The sequence below is a fragment of the Sphaerisporangium krabiense genome, assembly GCF_014200435.1.
GTDB classification, from domain to species: Bacteria; Actinomycetota; Actinomycetes; order Streptosporangiales; family Streptosporangiaceae; genus Sphaerisporangium; species Sphaerisporangium krabiense.
Map to the genome: position 1 here is coordinate 594,828 of NZ_JACHBR010000002.1, position 15,459 is coordinate 610,286.

Annotated in this window: 16 protein-coding genes; 7 read left to right on the plus strand and 9 right to left on the minus strand. The window is 72.6% G+C overall.

Going from position 1 to position 15,459, the window contains the following annotated elements:
• The first annotated feature begins 39 nt into the window (after window positions 1-39).
• A complete protein-coding gene (gene msrB, locus BJ981_RS30655) occupies window positions 40-441 on the plus strand; it encodes a peptide-methionine (R)-S-oxide reductase MsrB (RefSeq protein WP_184616887.1) in 402 nt (133 codons plus the stop codon).
• A 472-nt stretch (window positions 442-913) separates the two neighbouring features.
• Window positions 914-1,927, plus strand: coding sequence for a non-homologous end-joining DNA ligase (ligD, locus tag BJ981_RS30660; protein WP_184616888.1), 1,014 nt, complete (start codon window positions 914-916; stop codon window positions 1,925-1,927).
• Window positions 1,928-1,939: 12 nt separating this feature from the next.
• On the opposite strand, the gene BJ981_RS30665 is transcribed toward ligD, so the two are convergent.
• From BJ981_RS30665 to BJ981_RS30675, 3 genes are all read right to left on the minus strand, one after another.
• A complete protein-coding gene (locus BJ981_RS30665; protein ID WP_184616889.1) occupies window positions 1,940-2,155 on the minus strand; it encodes a hypothetical protein in 216 nt (71 codons plus the stop codon).
• 170 nt (window positions 2,156-2,325) lie between these two features.
• Window positions 2,326-3,171, minus strand: a complete 846-nt coding sequence (locus BJ981_RS30670) for an LLM class F420-dependent oxidoreductase (RefSeq protein WP_184616890.1) — start codon at window positions 3,169-3,171, stop codon at window positions 2,326-2,328.
• 144 nt (window positions 3,172-3,315) lie between these two features.
• Window positions 3,316-4,464: a PfkB family carbohydrate kinase gene (locus BJ981_RS30675; RefSeq protein ID WP_184616891.1), complete on the minus strand. Its 1,149-nt coding sequence runs from the start codon at window positions 4,462-4,464 to the stop codon at window positions 3,316-3,318.
• 133 nt (window positions 4,465-4,597) lie between these two features.
• Between BJ981_RS30675 and BJ981_RS30680 the strand changes: the two genes are divergently transcribed.
• Entirely contained in the window at window positions 4,598-5,368 is a 771-nt protein-coding gene (locus BJ981_RS30680) for a DeoR/GlpR family DNA-binding transcription regulator (RefSeq protein ID WP_184616892.1), read from the plus strand.
• Window positions 5,369-5,411: 43 nt separating this feature from the next.
• Complete coding sequence (locus BJ981_RS30685; RefSeq protein ID WP_184616893.1) at window positions 5,412-6,764, plus strand: 6-phospho-beta-glucosidase; 1,353 nt, start codon at window positions 5,412-5,414, stop codon at window positions 6,762-6,764.
• 65 nt (window positions 6,765-6,829) lie between these two features.
• Here BJ981_RS30685 and BJ981_RS30690 read toward each other — a convergent pair whose 3' ends face one another.
• On the minus strand, window positions 6,830-7,444 hold the full coding sequence (locus BJ981_RS30690; RefSeq protein ID WP_184616894.1) for a Clp protease N-terminal domain-containing protein: 615 nt from the start codon (window positions 7,442-7,444) through the stop codon (window positions 6,830-6,832).
• Entirely contained in the window at window positions 7,441-7,680 is a 240-nt protein-coding gene (locus BJ981_RS30695) for a helix-turn-helix domain-containing protein (protein ID WP_184616895.1), read from the minus strand. The genes BJ981_RS30690 and BJ981_RS30695 overlap by 4 nt, the downstream gene beginning before the upstream one ends.
• A gap of 259 nt (window positions 7,681-7,939) precedes the next feature.
• On the opposite strand from BJ981_RS30695, the gene BJ981_RS30700 reads away from it, so the two are divergent.
• Window positions 7,940-8,674, plus strand: coding sequence for an AfsR/SARP family transcriptional regulator (locus tag BJ981_RS30700; RefSeq protein ID WP_184616896.1), 735 nt, complete (start codon window positions 7,940-7,942; stop codon window positions 8,672-8,674).
• Window positions 8,675-8,817: 143 nt separating this feature from the next.
• A complete protein-coding gene (locus BJ981_RS30705; protein ID WP_184616897.1) occupies window positions 8,818-9,432 on the plus strand; it encodes a hypothetical protein in 615 nt (204 codons plus the stop codon).
• A gap of 57 nt (window positions 9,433-9,489) precedes the next feature.
• On the opposite strand, the gene BJ981_RS30710 is transcribed toward BJ981_RS30705, so the two are convergent.
• The 4 genes from BJ981_RS30710 to BJ981_RS30725 all read right to left on the minus strand — a co-directional run bounded on the left by BJ981_RS30710 (window position 9,490) and on the right by BJ981_RS30725 (window position 14,365).
• Window positions 9,490-10,593, minus strand: coding sequence for an ATP-dependent DNA ligase (locus tag BJ981_RS30710; protein ID WP_239139272.1), 1,104 nt, complete (start codon window positions 10,591-10,593; stop codon window positions 9,490-9,492).
• Window positions 10,593-11,312 carry a pyrimidine reductase family protein gene (locus BJ981_RS30715; protein WP_239139271.1) on the minus strand — a complete coding sequence of 240 codons (720 nt, stop codon included), beginning with the start codon at window positions 11,310-11,312 and terminating at the stop codon, window positions 10,593-10,595. The genes BJ981_RS30710 and BJ981_RS30715 overlap by 1 nt, the downstream gene beginning before the upstream one ends.
• A gap of 48 nt (window positions 11,313-11,360) precedes the next feature.
• A complete protein-coding gene (glgX, locus tag BJ981_RS30720; protein WP_184616898.1) occupies window positions 11,361-13,496 on the minus strand; it encodes a glycogen debranching protein GlgX in 2,136 nt (711 codons plus the stop codon).
• A gap of 440 nt (window positions 13,497-13,936) precedes the next feature.
• Window positions 13,937-14,365, minus strand: a complete 429-nt coding sequence (locus BJ981_RS30725; protein ID WP_184616899.1) for an OsmC family protein — start codon at window positions 14,363-14,365, stop codon at window positions 13,937-13,939.
• A 439-nt stretch (window positions 14,366-14,804) separates the two neighbouring features.
• Between BJ981_RS30725 and BJ981_RS30730 the strand changes: the two genes are divergently transcribed.
• Window positions 14,805-15,347, plus strand: a complete 543-nt coding sequence (locus tag BJ981_RS30730) for a hypothetical protein (protein WP_184616900.1) — start codon at window positions 14,805-14,807, stop codon at window positions 15,345-15,347.
• Window positions 15,348-15,459 lie beyond the last annotated feature (112 nt).

Below are 15,459 nucleotides of genomic sequence, written 5' to 3' on the forward strand. Positions count from 1 at the left end.
GTGACGGCGCCGGGGCCGGGCCGCGCATAGGCTGAAGGCATGGAAAAGGTGGTCAAGAGCGACGCCGAGTGGCGCGTCCAGCTGTCCCCCGAAGAGTTCCACGTGCTGCGCGAGGCGGGCACCGAGCGCGCGTTCACGGGCGAGTACGTCGACACCAAGGTCGAGGGCGTCTACTCCTGCCGCGCCTGCGGCGCCGAGCTGTTCCGCTCCGACGGCAAGTTCGAGTCCCACTGCGGGTGGCCCTCGTTCTTCGAGCCGTCGAAGTCGGAGGCGGTGACGCTGGTCGAGGACCGCTCGCACGGCATGGTGCGGGTCGAGGTGCGCTGCGCCCGCTGCGACTCCCATCTCGGGCACGTCTTCCACGGCGAGGGGTACCCGACGCCCACCGACGACCGGTACTGCATCAACTCGATCTCCCTGCGCCTCGAACCGGCCGGCTGACGGCCCGGTAGCCCTCCGTCGAGCGGGGCGGGCCGTCGGCGGCGGCCCGCCCCGCAGGCGCGTCCACGGGCCCATCCGGGAGTGATCGCGTGCCTGCGAAGAGTAATGAGGGGTGCTTGAGCGTGCCACGGGAGGGTAGACCCGAAACGGGGGTGTGACACCCGCAGACTCTGGTTCCGTTCCGTCTGGAGCTCTGTGCACATACGCCACAGGTGGGAGACCATCGAGGCCATCGGCCAGGTGGTGACCCAGCGTTGCAAGATCTGTGGCAAGACCCGGGTACGGGTGATGAAGCACCCGAAACCCCCTGAAACGCCGCCCTGAATGCCAGAACCGACTACTCCGGCGGTTCCCCGCGCGTCATCGCGGGACGCCCCCCGGCGCCCCCGGTTTCCGGACCGCCGCCGAGCCGATCGCGGGCCGGCCGATGCCCGGCCGCTTTCTGTCGCCCCGGCAAGGTACGGTCGGAACCATGGCGTCGCCGTTCATCGAGCTCAATGTCGGGGACCGGGTCATCAAGGTCACGAACCCGGACAAGATCTATTTCCCCGAGATCGGGGCGACCAAGCGCGAGCTGGTCGAGTACTACCTGTCCGTGGGCGACGGCGCGCTGCGCGCCCTCAGAGACCGGCCCACCTACCTCAAGCGCCACCCGGACGGCGTCGCCACCGAGGCGATCTACCAGAAGCGCATCCCCCCGAAACACCCCGACTGGCTCCAGACCGTCAAGATCCGCTTCCCGAGCGGCCGCTCGGCCGACGCCCTGCGGGTCACCGAGCTGGCCGCGATCGCCTACTGCGCCAACCTGGCCACGATCGACTTCCACCCCTGGCCCACCCGCGCCGACGACGTCGAGCATCCCGACGAGCTGCGCATCGACATCGACCCCCAGCCCGGCACCGGCTTCGACGAGGCCCGCGTCACCGCGTTCGCCGTCCGCGACGTCCTCGACGAGCTCGGCATGCGCGGCTTTCCCAAGACCTCCGGCACCCGCGGCATCCACATCAACGTGCGCATCGAGCGCCGCTGGTCGTTCACCGAGGTCCGCCAGAGCGCCATCGCCCTGGCCCGCGAGGTCGAGCGTCGCCGCCCCGACCTCGCCACCACCGCCTGGTGGAAGGAGGAACGCGGCGAGAAGGTCTTCATCGACTACAACCAGAACGCCCGCGACCGCACCATCGCCAGCGCCTACTCCGTGCGCGCCCGCCCGCACGCCCCCGTCTCCACCCCGGTGACCTGGGAGGAGCTGGCCGACGTCGACCCGCGCGACTTCGACATCCGCACGGTGCCGCCGCGCTTCGCCCGGCTCGGCGACGTCCACGGAGAGATCGACGACCGCGCCTTCACGATCGAGCCGCTGCTGGAGTGGTACGCCAAGGACGAGCGCGGCGACATGCCGTACCCGCCCAACTACCCCAAGATGCCCGGCGAGCCGCCGCGCGTACAGCCCTCACGGGCCCGTCCCCAGGCGGAGGACGCCGGCTGAGCGCGGGGCGGCTCAGCCGAAGACGATGTGCCAGCCGAACCAGGCGAGGAAGCCGAGCAGCGCCGCGCTGGTGGCGAGCCGCCAGTGTTTCACCGGCCTGATGCCGAGCCACTCGCGCAGCCGCTCCGACAGCGTGTCGCCCTCCTGCTTGGTGAGCAGCGCCCACGTCTCCAGGATGGCGAACGACCCCACCGCCAGGCCGGCCCACCACAGCCACACGGTGTTCATCGGCTTCACCGCCTGTCGGTTCCGCGCCTTGTCGGCCCGTCGCCCGCGGCCGGGGCTGGCCGCGCGGGCGACACCACAATAACCGCCCGGCAAGCCCTGGACGGAGGGCCTTTCCGGGGAATTCATCCCAAGTCCGGTCGCTTGAGCCGCACCGGGAGAGCAGGTGCGGATCAGGAGCGGAACAGGGCCTCGGCGAGGGCGCGGTAGCCGTCCAGGGGGTCCTGGCCGGGCGGGGTCACGAGCTGGATGTTCACGTGGTCGGCGCCCGCGGCGAGGTGGGCGTCCACGCGCCGCTTGATCGCGGACGGGTCGCCCAGCGCGACCACCGCCTCGATGAGCCGGTCACTGCCCCCGCCCGACAGGTCCTCGTCGCCGAACCCGAGCCTGCGCAGGTTGGCCACGTAGTTCGAGAGGCTCAGGTACGGCGCCACGGCCTGCCGGGCGACCGCCAGCGCCTCCCGCGGGTCGTCCGACACGACGACCTTCTGCTCGGGCGCGAGCAGCGGCCCCGCGCCGAGGATCTCGCGGGCCTGCCGCGTGTGCTCGGGGGTGGTGAGGTAGGGGTGGGCCCCGGCGCTCCGCGCGCCCGCCAGCCGCAGCACCCGCGGCCCGAGCGCGGCCAGCGCCCTGCCCTCCACCGGCACCCCGGCCGCGTCCAGGCCGTCGAGGTAGGCGGTCAGCGCCTCGTACGGCTTGGCGTAGCGCGCGGTGGCCTCACGGTGCCCGGCGCCGACGCCGAGCAGGAACCGCCCCGGGTGGGCGGCGGCGATCCGCCGGTAGGCGGCCCCGACGGCGGCGGCGTCGTCGTTCCAGATGTTGACGATGCCGGTGGCGACGGTGAGCGTGGAGGTCGCCGCGAGCAGCTCGTCCACCTCGCGCAGGTCGCCGCCGGGGGAGCCGCCGAGCCAGATCGCGCCGTAGCCGAGCTCCTCCAGCGCGGACGCCAGGGCGGGCGTGACCTGCTCGTCGGCGCGCCGCCACACCCCCACCTCGCCGAGCGCGGGCCATGTCGTCATGCTGCTCCTTCACGGTCGGTCGGTCACCCGGGAGCGCGCTCGCCGGGGAGGGCGTTCCCGATCATCAGGTGTCAGTGCCAACCCTGCCATGCGAGCGGCCATTCCCGGCGGCGCGCCGGCTCCGTGCGGCACGCCCGCGGGGCGTCAGGCCTTGCGCCTGTCGGGCAGGTCGGCCCCGGTCGCGACGTCGGCGTGCAGGGACATGGTGGCCGCCGCGCGCCGTACGGCGCCGACCGGCACGGTCGGGACGAGCCGGTCGAGGAAGGCGTAGCGGCGGGCCAGGGACTCGACGTAGGCGCCGCCGTGCCCCGCGGCCTCCCGCACGTCGTGCCACCAGTCCGCGATGTCCCCCCAGCCGGGCGCGGCCAGCGACCCGCCGAACTGCTGCACGGCCAGCGCCGAGCAGACCCCCGCGAACGCCAGCCGGTCGGCCAGCGGCCAGCGCGCCAGCGTCCCCAGCACGAGGCCCGCGCCGAACACGTCGCCCGCGCCCGTCGGGTCCAGCGCGGTGACCCGCAGGGCGGGCACGTACGCCTCCTCGCCGGTGGTGGAGTCGATGGCCATCGCGCCGTTGGCGCCGTCGGTCACCACGGCCAGCGGCACCCGGTCGGCGATCGCGTACAGCGCCTCGCGGGGCGTGTCGGTGTGGGTGTAGGCCATGGCCTCGACGGCGTTCGGCATGAAGGCGTGGCACACCTCCAGCTGGTCGAGCAGGGAGGGGGCCCAGGTCTCGGAGGGGTCCCAGCCGACGTCGGCGAAGACCAGCGCGCCGTCCTTGCGCGCCAGGTCGGCCCAGGTGCCGGAGTCGGAGCTGCCGAGCGGCTCCTCGACCGACAGGGGCGCGATGACGGCGCTGGAGCGGGGCGGGCGGCCGATCATCTCCGTGGCGCCCATGGGCGGCGGGTGGCCGTGGGTGACCATGCTGCGGTCGCGGTTGACGGCCATGGAGACGGTGACGGGGGAGTGCCACTGCCGGAACCTGCGCGACCGGGACAGGTCCACCGACTCCTGCTCGGACAGGATGCGCCAGTTGAAGGCGGCGTAGTCGTCGTCGCCGAACGCGGCGGCCATGGAGGTGCGCAGCCCGAGGCGGCTGGCGGCGATGGCGAGGTTGGCGATGCCGCCCGGGCAGGATCCCATCCCCTCCGCCCACACCTCGGTGCCGGCGGCGGGCATCGCCTGAAGGCCGGTGAAGACGATGTCCAGGAACACGGTTCCGGCGGTGAACACGTCGAACTCCGGTCCGCCGGGAGTGCGTAGTGCGGCCAGTGGGTCGTAGGACTGGACTGACACGGAGCGGGTCCTCCTCGACACTGCGAAGAATGTGCGCACTCTTGCACGTTTTGGCGGTCCGTATCAAGAGTCGACGGCCATTGGTGCTCATTTTTGCTTAGTTGTGCGCGCTGATGACTGATACGATCCTCGCGTGCTCCAGCGCGCCCGGCATGCCGAGATCATGCGGCGTGTCCGTCTCGCCGGGGCGACGAGCGTCCGCGAGCTGGCCGCCCAGTTCGGCGTCAGCCCTTCGACGATCCGCCGCGACCTTCGCGCCCTCGACCGCGACGGCACCCTCAGGCGCGTGCGCGGCGGGGCCCTGGCCGACGCCGAGCCGCACGCCGAGCCACGGGGAGAGCCGCCTGGCGAGCCCGCCGCCTCCGGAGCCGACGCGGACGAGGAGGCGGTGGCCGCCCGCGCCGCCGCGCTCGTCGGCGACGGCGACGTCGTGCTGCTCGACGTCGGCACGGCCACCACGCGCCTCGCCCGCCACCTGCGCGGCCGGCCCGTCACGGTCGTCACCTCCAGCGTGGCCGTCCTCGACGTCCTGCGCGGCGATCCCGCGGTCGAGATGCTGCTGCTCGGCGGCATGCTGCGCCGCGCGCGCCACTCGCTGGTCGGCGTGCTCACCGAGCAGGCCCTGCGCCAGGTGTCCGCCGACCACGTCTTCCTGAGCGCCGGCGGCGTGCGGCCCGACGGGCGGGTCACCGACTCCGCCCGCGCCGAGGTGCCGCTGAAGCGCGCCATGATGGCGGCGGCGGGCCAGGTCGTCCTGCTGGTGGACCGGCACAGGTTCCCGGGCACCGGCCCGCTGCGGGTGTGCGGGCCCGACGAGGTCGACATCGTGGTGACCAACGACGGCGCCGACGAGGCCACGCTGCGCGCGCTCGGCGCGGCGGGCGCGCGGGTGCTGCTGACATGACCGACCGGCCCGCGCCCGGGCCCGGCGAGCACGAGGAGCAGGCATGAGGTTGACCATCCTCGGAGGCGGCGGCTTCCGCGTCCCGCTGGTGTACGGCGCGCTGCTGCGCGACGCCGGACGGCCGCGGGTGGAGGAGGTGGTCCTGTACGACCTGTCGCCCGAGCGTCTCACCGCCGTCGGCCACGTCTGCGCGCAGCTCGCGGCCGGGCACGACGACGCGCCCCGGGTCCGCCTCACCACCGGCCTGGACGACGCCCTGCGCGACGCGACGTTCGTCTTCTCCGCGATCCGCGTCGGCGGCCTGGAAGGGCGCACGGCGGACGAGCGGGTCGCGCTCGACCTTGGGCTGCTCGGCCAGGAGACCACGGGACCCGGCGGCGTCGCGTTCGGGCTGCGCACGATCCCGGTGGCGCTGCGGGTCGCCGAGCGCGTCGCCGCCGTGGCCCCGCGGGCGTGGGTGATCAACTTCACCAACCCGGCCGGCATGATCACCGAGGCCATGCAGCGGGTGCTCGGCGACCGCGTGATCGGCATCTGCGACTCCCCGCTGGGGCTGGTCCGGCGGGCGGCGCGGGCCCTCGGCGTGGAACCCGGCCGCGTCGCCCCCGACTACGCCGGGCTCAACCACCTCGGCTGGCTGCGGGGCCTGACCTACGAGGGCAGGGACGTGCTGCCCGATCTGCTCGCCGACGACGCCGCGCTCAAGGGCGTGGAGGAGGCGCGGCTGTTCGGCGCCGACTGGGTGCGCTCGATCGGCGCGCTGCCCAACGAGTACCTCTATTACTACTACTTCACCCGCGAGGCCCTGGCCGCCATCGGCGGCGCTCCGCGCACCCGGGGCGAGGCGCTGCTGGAGCAGCAGTCCCGGTTCTACGCCGCCGTCGCCCGCGAGCCCGGGAACGCCCTCGCCGAGTGGCGGCGGGCGCGCCGGGAGCGCGACGCCTCGTACATGGCCGAGACCCGCGACGCGGCGCAGGCGGGGGAGCGCGACGAGGCGGACCTCCAGGCGGGCGGGTACGAGGGCATCGCGCTCGCGCTCATGTCCACCATCGCGCGGGGCGGCACCACCACCATGATCCTCAACGTCCGCAACGGCACGGCGGTGGCCGGGCTGCCGCAGGAGGCGGTGGTGGAGGTGCCGTGCGTCGTGGACCCGGGCGGGGTGCGGCCCCTCGCCGCACGTCCCCTGCACGGCCAGTTCCTCGGCCTCGTCCAGCAGGTCAAGGCGGTCGAGCAGCTCGCCATCGAGGCGGCGGTCACCGGCTCGGCCCGCGTCGCCCTGCGCGCCTTCGCCTCGCACCCGCTGGTCGACTCGCTGCCGGTGGCCCGCGCCCTCCTGGACGGCTACCGCGCCCGCATCCCCGAACTGGCCTCCGTCCTCCACCCGGCCGGATGACCCCCCGCTGACCGGCACCCCGGGGTCCGCCCGCAGGGGTGCCTCGCGCGTCAGTCCTGTCGGGATCAGGCGGCCGGGCGGGCGGAGTTCAGCTCGGCGGCGAGGCGGCGGACGTCCACCCCGCCGGCGCGCAGGACGCGCAGTGCGGGGTTGGTGTGGTCGCAGAGCACGCCCCACAGGAGGTCCTCGCCGCGCACCGGCCCCGGCTCCCGCCACCTGCCGGCGGCGACCTCGATCACCTTCCTGGCCCTGCCGGTGAGGACGAGATCGCCCGGCGGGCCGGACAAGGTCACCCGCAGCGGGCGCAGCCGGGCCCGGTGGAGCCGCCACAGCGCCGGGTCATCGAGCGCGACGAGCCCGCGCAGGCGGCGACGCACCTCGTCCAGGTCGACGCCCAGCGCGGCGAGCAGATCGCGGTCGCGCGCGTCCCGGTCGCCGAGCGGGTCACGGTCCCGTGCGTCCCCGCCGTCCGCGCCGTCCGCGCCGTCCATGGCGGCCCGTGTCGCGTTCGGGGTCAGCGTGAAGGCGGTGGGCGGCCGGTCGAAGGGGCGGGTTTCGGTCAGGGCGAGGAGGATGTGGACGTCGTCGAGCGTGTGCCGTCCGGCGTCGGCCGCAAGTATTCCCGCCCGCGCCATGGCGCGCCGGGCCGCCGCCGTGTAGGTGTCCAGGGCGTTGGTCATTCGTGTCCCTCCGTCACGGGCGTGATGATCCGGCGCGCGTGCTTCCTGTGGGCGGTCTGCCGTTTGACGCCGAGGGCGGCGGCGATGGCCTCCCAGGACCAGCCCTGGGCGCGGGCGTTGCCGACGTGCGCCGCCTCCACCTCCTCCAGCAGGCGGCGCAGCGCGGCCACGGCGGCCAGGCCGACGGCGGGGTCGCGGCTGTCGACCGCCTCGGCGAGTCGGGTCGCTGTCGTCATGTACGTCAGCATAAGCTGACAAAGCCTTCCTGTCAGCATAAGCTGACATCTCGATCGGGCGCCGGGATCCACCGTCCAGGGTCGCCCGCGCATGACACGGGCATGACGTGCTCGTGACGCCGCCGCCGCACCTGAGTTCCGCAAACGATGCGCAAGACCGGACGAATGCCCACAAACCCGGGTACATAGCGGGGAGGAACGGCGACGGGAGGGGCTGCTAACCAGACGATTCGCTTTCCGCGTGAGAGGTAGCGGAGCTATGGAGAGCGGCGACCGGCCCGCGATGCGGGTGGTTCTTCTGGGTGGCTTCCGGCTGCTTGCCGGAGACGAGCAGGTGACGGTCTCGGGCGGGTCCGAACGCCTTCTGTCCTTCGTGGCCCTGTCAGGCCAGGCCGTCCCCCGCACGCTCATGGCGGGCCGTTTGTGGCCGGACAGGCCGGAGCGGCGCGCGTACGCGAGCCTGAGGTCCGCGCTGGCCAGGCTGGAGGACGCCGGGCGGCGCGCGCTGGACATCGCCGCGGGCGAGGTGCGCCTCAGCCAGGACGCCAGGGTCGACGTCGAGGAGGCCCGGGCGCTGGCCCGCCGCGTCCTCGACCCCGGCCTCGCCACGCCCGCGCGGGACCTCAGCGCCGACTCGGTGGAGACCCTGTCGGTGGACCTGCTCCCCGGCTGGTACGACGACTGGGCGGTCCAGGAGGCCGAGGAGTGGCACCAGTTGCGCCTGCACGCGCTGGAGGCGCTCGCCGACGACTTCGTCGCGGCGGGCAGGTTCGCCGACGCCGTCGCCGCCGCGGGCGTGGCCGTCCGGGCCGAACCCCTGCGCGAGAGCTCGCACGCCGCGCTGATCCGCGCCCACCTGGCCGAGGGCAACCAGGCCGAGGCGCTGCGCGACTACGAGCGCTACGAGCAGCTCCTGGAGGCCGAGATGGGGCTGCGGCCGACCGCGCTCGTGAGCGATCTCGTCGCCGGGCTGCGCGCGGTCGCTCAGCCCTGACACCGGCGGGCGGGACCGCCGCCGGTCACGTCCGCGTCACGGTGCCGTGGCGGACCGCCCGTAAGGCTGGGATTCGACGCCACGAGGCCACCTGGAGCGTCCGGACGATCAGCGTGGGTGGCCCGCGACGAAAGGATTCGGCCATGGTCAGCAAGCGTCGCCTGATGGTTCTGGGGCCTGCGGTCCTGTCGCTCGGCCTCTTGTCGGCGGGGGTCGCGCAGGCATCCGCCGCACAGCCCTCCCTCGCGCGGCCGGTGGTCGCCTCCGGCGCCGTCACGACGGCCGGCCCGGACCTCCTCCCGCGTGACGAGAAGGACGAGGCCGACTACAACCGGGGCTACGCCGCCGGTCACGCCAGCGGGCGGACGGCCTGCCTGGCGTCGCTGCACTCGCAGGAGATGCCGAGCGTCGCCGGGGTCTCCGAGTTCTACAAGTCCGGCGTACGGCAGGGATTCTCCGACGGTCTCGCCGTGTGCGAGGCCAACAAGAAGGCGCCGGAGGAGGAGCCCGGCGAGTCCCCGGGCGAGGAGTCCGGCAAGATCACTCCTCCGGGGTCGGAGGAGGAGAAGCCCGGCCACAGTCCCGAATCGGAGCAGAGCCAGACCTCCGAGAAGCCGGGCAAGGCCTCCCACACCTCCGGTGAGGCCGGCGAGATCTCCCACGAGCGCATCACCACCGGCGGGATCTCGCAGGAGTCGCTCCAGAAGCCGATGACCGAGGAGGCCGGCGACCGCATCGCCGAGCAGCCCGGCGAGTAGCCCCGGCGGCCGGGAACGGACGAGGGTTGCGGGCCGCGGCCCGCACCCCTCCCGTGCTCAGCGCGCCAGGATGTCGTCCAGGTTGTAGCCGACCGGCAGGTCGAGCTGGTCGTAGGTGCAGGACTCGGGGGTGCGGTCGGGGCGCCACCTGCGGAACTGCGCGGTGTGCCGGATCCTGTTCCCCTCCATCTGCCCGTAGGCGACCTCGACCACCAGACGCGGCTCCAGCGGGATGAACGACAGGTCCTTGGTGGCGTTCCACCGGGAGATCGCGCCCGGCATGCGCTGGGTGGTGTTCTCGTCCTGCGCCGTCCACGAGCTCCACGGGTGGGCGCTCAGATCGGTGAGAAGGTACGGCTTGAGCTCGTCGATCAGCTCGGCCCTGCGCTTCATCGGGAACGACGCCGACACCCCGACGTGGTGCAGCACGCCCGCCGCGTCGTACAGGCCGAGCAGCAGGGACCCGACGATCGGGCCGGACTTGTGCTCGCGGTACCCGGCCACGACGCAGTCGGCCGTGCGCTCGTGCTTGACCTTCAGCATGGTGCGCTTGTCGGGCTCGTACGGCTGGTCGGAACGCTTGGCCACGAGGCCGTCCAGCCCGGCCCCCTCGAACATCTCGAACCACTCCGCCGCCCGCTCGTCGTTGGCGGTGACAGGGGTCAGCCGGATCTGCGCGCCCGCCCCGGCCAGCGCCTCGACCAGGCGGGCGCGCCGCTCGGCGAACGGGGCCTGCATGAGGTTCTCGTCGCCGATGGCGAGCAGGTCGAAGGCGACGAACGACGCCGGGGTGGCCTCGGCGAGCAGCCGGACCCGCGAGGCGGCCGGGTGGATGCGCTGCTGCAGCGCGTCGAAGTCGAGGATCTGCCCCTTGCGCAGCACGATCTCGCCGTCGACCACGCAGCGCTCGGGCAGCTCCCGCTTGACCGCCTCGACGAGCTCGGGGAAGTAGCGGTTGAACGGACGCTCGTTGCGGCTGCCCAGGTACACCTCGTCGCCGTCGCGGAACACGATGCAGCGGAAGCCATCCCATTTCGGCTCGTACAGCAGCCCGCCGTCCTGCGCGGGCACGTTCTTGATCGCCTTGGCGAGCATCGGCGCCACCGGCGGGACGACCGGCAGGCTCATCTCGGGGATCGTCGGTTCCTGCGGCGCTGGCATCAGGGCTCCCGGGTGTACTTGCAGAAGAGGAAGCCGTCTTCCTCAAGGACGTGGGCGAGGGCGAGGCGGACGAACGAGGCGGGGCCGTTGAGGATGCGAGCGGCGTCCCCGCCGGTCAGGACCGGGCTGATCGTCAGGCACAGCTCGTCCACCTGCCCGGCCGCGGCGAGCTGGGCGTTCAGCCGGGGGCCGCCCTCGCACAGCACCCGGCCGAGGCCGCGCTCGCGCAGCGCCTCGACGGCCAGGGCGAGGTCGACGCGCTCGGCGCCCGCCACGATCACCTCGGCGTTCCTGGCGGCCTCCGCGCGGCGGTCGGCGGGCGCGCTCTCGGTGGTGATCACGATGGTGCGTGCGGCCGGCTCGGCCCCGGTGAACAGCGGGCCGCCGAGGTCGAGGTCCAGCTTGCGGGTCACGACGGCGATGGGCGGCACGGGCGGGCGTCCCTCGCGCAGCGCCGGCCACGACGGGCCCGGGCGGGCCGGGCCGTACCCCTCGGTGCGCACGGTGGAGGCCCCGGCCAGCACGACGTCCGCCAGCCCGCGCAGGACGTGGAAGACCCGGCGGTCGCCCGGCCCGGAGAGCCCCTTGGACACCCCTTTCAGCCAGGCGCCGCCGTCGGCTCCGGCGACCATGTTGAGGCGCAGCCAGTGGTCGCGGGGGTAGGCGTAGGCCTCGGCGAGATCCGCTTCGCCCGCGGGGGTGGGAAGGACGCGTCGCACGCTCTCTACCTTGGCACACGGGCCCGGTGGGGCGTGCGCGCGGCCCCGTCAGCGTCGCGCGGTGGACCGCAGGATGCGTATCGAGCGACCGGCCACCGGGACCGCGGCCCCCGGCTCCCATCGCTCGCCCGTGCGGTCGTCGCGGCAGGGCCGCTCGTCGGCGGTGTCCAGCACGGCCTGCCACCCGGGGGCGAACTCGTGGCCGGGCAGCGTGAAGGTGATGTGCTCGTGGTGGCCGTTCACCGCCAGCAGGAACGAGTCGTCGGTGATGCGCTCGCCGCGCGGCCCCGGCTCGCTGATCGCCTCCCCGTTGAGGAACACCGCCATCGCCTTGCCGAACCCGCTGTGCCAGTCGCCCGGCGTCATCTCCTTGCCCGAGGGGGTGAGCCAGACGATGTCCCCGAGGTCGCCCCGGTCCGCGCCGCCGGGCGCGCGGCCCAGGAAGAAGCGGCGGCGCCGGAACACCGGGTGGTCGCTGCGGAAGCGGGCCAGCGTCCTGACGAACTCCAGCAGGTCCTCCTCCTGCCGCAGGACCGACCAGTCGACCCAGGAGACCTCGTTGTCCTGGCAGTAGGCGTTGTTGTTGCCCCGCTGGGTGCGCCCGATCTCGTCGCCGTGCGAGAGCATGGGCACGCCCTGCGAGACGAACAGGGTGGTGAGCAGGTTGCGGCGCTGCCGCCGCCGCAGCCGGACGATCGCCGGATCCTCCACCGGGCCCTCGGCGCCGCAGTTCCACGAGCGGTTGTCGTCGGTGCCGTCGCGGTTGTTCTCGGCGTTGGCCTCGTTGTGCTTGCGGTTGTAGGAGACCAGGTCGGTGAGGGTGAAGCCGTCGTGGCAGGTGACGAAGTTGATGGAGGCGACCGGGCGGCGCCCGCTGGAGGCGTACAGGTCGGAGGACCCGGCCAGGCGCGAGGCGAACTCCGGCAGCACCGACGGGCTGCCCCGCCAGAAGTCGCGCACGCTGTCGCGGTACTTGCCGTTCCACTCGGTCCACAGCGGCGGGAAGTTGCCGACCTGGTAGCCGCCCGGCCCGACGTCCCACGGCTCGGCGATCAGCTTGACCTGGGAGATCACCGGGTCCTGCTGGATGAGGTCGAAGAACGCCGACAGCCGGTCGACGTCGTGCAGCTCGCGGGCCAGGGCGGCGGCCAGGTCGAACCGGAAGCCGTCGACGTGCATCTCCATCACCCAGTAGCGCAGCGAGTCCATGATGAGCTGCAGGGCGTGGGGGGAGCGGACGTTCAGGGAGTTGCCGCAGCCGGTGTAGTCGAGCAGCAGGCGGCGGTCGCCGTCGATCAGGCGGTAGTAGGAGGCGTTGTCGATGCCCCGGTAGGCGAGGGTGGGGCCCATGTGGTCGCCCTCGGCGGTGTGGTTGTAGACGACGTCGAGGATCACCTCGATGCCGGCCTCGTGCAGGGCCTTGACCATGGCCTTGAACTCCAGGACCTGCTCGCCGCGCTGGCCGGAGCTGGAGTAGGTGTTGTGCGGGGCCAGGAAGGCGATGGTGTTGTAGCCCCAGTAGTTGGTGAGGCCGCGCGCCACCATGGCGTGCTCGGGCACGAACTGGTGCACCGGCATGAGCTCGACCGCGGTCACGCCCAGGCTCTTCAGGTGGTCGATCACGGCGGGGTGCGCCAGACCGGCGTAGGTGCCGCGCTGCGCCTCGGGCACGTCGGGGTGGCGCATGGTGAGCCCGCGCACGTGCGCCTCGTAGATCACGGTCTCGTGGTACGGCGTGCGGGGCGGGCGGTCGTTGCCCCAGTCGAAGAACGGGTTGACCACGACGTTCTTCGGCATGTTCGGCGCGCTGTCCTCGGTGTTGCGCAGGCCGGGGTCGGAGAACTGGTAGGAGAACAACGAGCGGTCCCAGCGGACCTCGCCCTCGATCGCCTTGGCGTAGGGGTCGAGGAGCAGCTTGGAGGCGTCGCAGCGGTGCCCGGCCGCGGGGGCGTACGGCCCGTGGACGCGGTAGCCGTAGCGCTGCCCGGGCATGACGCCGGGCAGGTAGCCGTGCCAGACGAAGCCGTCGACCTCGGGGAGGTCGACGCGGCTCTCGTGGCCGTCGTCGTCGAAAAGGCAGAGCTCTACCCGCTCGGCGACCTCGGAGAAGAGCGAGAAGCTCGTTCCGACGCCGTCCCAGGTGGCGCCGAGGGGGTACGGCTCTCCAGGCCAGACCTCACGCATGTAGCCTCATTGTCGTCGTGGAACGGTCCGCGGTGCCGCTCGATCGCGTGCCTTGTCTCCCTCGTTTCCCTCTCATGATCCGGTGCCTCGTGTCGCCTCCTTGAAGGCTCCGTCCGCGTCCTTGTGCGTTCCTGTGGCGGAAGTGCGGGGGTCATGCCTGCGTCCGGCTCTACCGTCGATAGTAGGGCCGGCGGTCCGAATTTCCAGACACTTCCGAGCAGGTGGGGGCGCTCGCCGGACGTCCGCGGGTCGGTCGCGGCGAACCCCGACTTCCGGGTCGCGGGCCAACAACGTACATCAAAACGGACAGTCTTGTATATACCACTTTTACTATCCGTTAACCCGACAGATAGGATCAAGTTGGATGTGGCGCGGCCCCCGCGCGCCGGGTCGCGCGCGGGGGCCGCGGGCCGGGCCCCGGGTGGGGCTCCGGATGAGGCTCAGCCGGCCAGCTCGGCGTTCAGAGTGATCGTGGTGCCGGCGAGGGCCTTGCTGACCGGGCAGTTGGCCTTGGCGTTCTCGGCGGCGGCCTGGAAGTCCTCCGCGGAGATGCCCGGAACCTGCGCCCGCACCGACAGCACGATGCCGGTGATGCCCTCGCCCGGCTGGAAGGTCACGTCGGCCCTGGTCTCGACGCTCTGCGGCGGCGTGCCGGCCTGGGCCAGGCCGTGCGACAGGGCCATCGAGAAGCAGGACGAGTGGGCGGCCGCGATCAGCTCCTCGGGGCTGGTCTTGCCGTTGGCCTGCTCGGCGCGCGAGGGCCAGGAGACGTCGAACCTCCCTACCCCGGAGGAGTTCAGCGCGACGGTGCCATAGCCGTCCAGCAGCGCGCCCTTCCACTCCGTGGTCGCGGTACGTGTCGTCGCCATAGCGATCATCCCTTCGATCATGAGGTGATTCCTAGCCGAACCTACACGCGCGCCCCTCGCGCGCGACGCCCGGCTCGGACGACATCCTCCCGCCCGGCCGGGTCCCCTCCGGACTTTCCCCGGCCCGCGCCGCGAGGCGCCCGTCCTGAAGAAGTTTTTCGTCTCATCCCAATCGCCGGGAAGAACGCGAACAAGGCGACCCGTCGCGTGCGGAACTTCTCTAGAAAGGGGAGGCGCATAGCACATTGTCAAAATTGCCCTGACTTGTGGGGTGCGGTAGGGGTTGTGTGGGGTGTTGAATATGCCCCGGAGGTCCCATTGGAGAAGGGAGGTGCGGGACCGACGCCAGCCCTCCGGCGCCTGGAACCGCAGCCAGCGGATCGGCGTACCCGGGAGGCGTAAGAAACAGTCGCAAGTGGTAAATGGAAAGGGGCCTACTATGGCCATCGCCGAAGGACGCACACCCCCCCTCGTCCGTGCCGGCTCCTCGGAGGTCACAGTCCCCGCCCAGTACATCTGGGCAACCGCACGTATCGCCCTGGGATGGGTCTTCCTGTGGCCGTTCCTCGACAAGCTGTTCGGCCTGGGCTTCGCCACCCCGGCCGACCGCGCGTGGATCGCCGGCGGCAGCCCGACCACGGGCTTCCTCAAGGGCACCGGCCAGCACGGCCTCGGCGGGTTCTTCACCGCCCTCGCCGGGCACGCCTGGGTCGACTGGCTGTACATGCTCGGCTCGCTGGGCATCGGCGGCGCCCTGATCGTCGGCGCCGGCGTGCGGATCGCCGCGATCACCGGCACCATCCTGCTGCTCATGCTGTGGGCGGCCCAGCTCCCGCTCGTCTACAACCCCTTCCTGGACGAGCACATCCTTTACGCCATCGTGCTGATCGGCCTCGCGTCGGTCTCCGCCGGGGACACCTTCGGCATCGGCAGGTGGTGGGGCGAGACCGCCCTCGTGCACAGGTATCCCATCCTCAAGTGACCGATACCTGACGGTCCTCGCAGTGCCCGTCATGACGGGCACTGCGGCGCGACGCCCGGAACCCCGCTCCGGGCGTCCGCCCCGACGACACGCATATCCCCAAATCCCCATA

Excerpts from the sequence above, each read along its gene's own strand:
- msrB (WP_184616887.1), top strand. The coding sequence starts at position 40 with ATGGAAAAGGTGGTCAAGAGCGACGCCGAGTGGCGCGTCCAGCTGTCC.
- ligD (WP_184616888.1), top strand. The coding sequence starts at position 914 with ATGGCGTCGCCGTTCATCGAGCTCAATGTCGGGGACCGGGTCATCAAG.
- BJ981_RS30665 (WP_184616889.1), bottom strand. The coding sequence starts at position 2,155 with ATGAACACCGTGTGGCTGTGGTGGGCCGGCCTGGCGGTGGGGTCGTTC.
- BJ981_RS30670 (WP_184616890.1), bottom strand. The coding sequence starts at position 3,171 with ATGACGACATGGCCCGCGCTCGGCGAGGTGGGGGTGTGGCGGCGCGCC.
- BJ981_RS30685 (WP_184616893.1), top strand. The coding sequence starts at position 5,412 with ATGAGGTTGACCATCCTCGGAGGCGGCGGCTTCCGCGTCCCGCTGGTG.
- BJ981_RS30690 (WP_184616894.1), bottom strand. The coding sequence starts at position 7,444 with ATGACCAACGCCCTGGACACCTACACGGCGGCGGCCCGGCGCGCCATG.
- BJ981_RS30695 (WP_184616895.1), bottom strand. The coding sequence starts at position 7,680 with ATGACGACAGCGACCCGACTCGCCGAGGCGGTCGACAGCCGCGACCCC.
- BJ981_RS30700 (WP_184616896.1), top strand. The coding sequence starts at position 7,940 with ATGGAGAGCGGCGACCGGCCCGCGATGCGGGTGGTTCTTCTGGGTGGC.
- BJ981_RS30705 (WP_184616897.1), top strand. The coding sequence starts at position 8,818 with ATGGTCAGCAAGCGTCGCCTGATGGTTCTGGGGCCTGCGGTCCTGTCG.
- BJ981_RS30710 (WP_239139272.1), bottom strand. The coding sequence starts at position 10,593 with ATGCCAGCGCCGCAGGAACCGACGATCCCCGAGATGAGCCTGCCGGTC.
- glgX (WP_184616898.1), bottom strand. The coding sequence starts at position 13,496 with ATGCGTGAGGTCTGGCCTGGAGAGCCGTACCCCCTCGGCGCCACCTGG.
- BJ981_RS30725 (WP_184616899.1), bottom strand. The coding sequence starts at position 14,365 with ATGGCGACGACACGTACCGCGACCACGGAGTGGAAGGGCGCGCTGCTG.
- BJ981_RS30730 (WP_184616900.1), top strand. The coding sequence starts at position 14,805 with ATGGCCATCGCCGAAGGACGCACACCCCCCCTCGTCCGTGCCGGCTCC.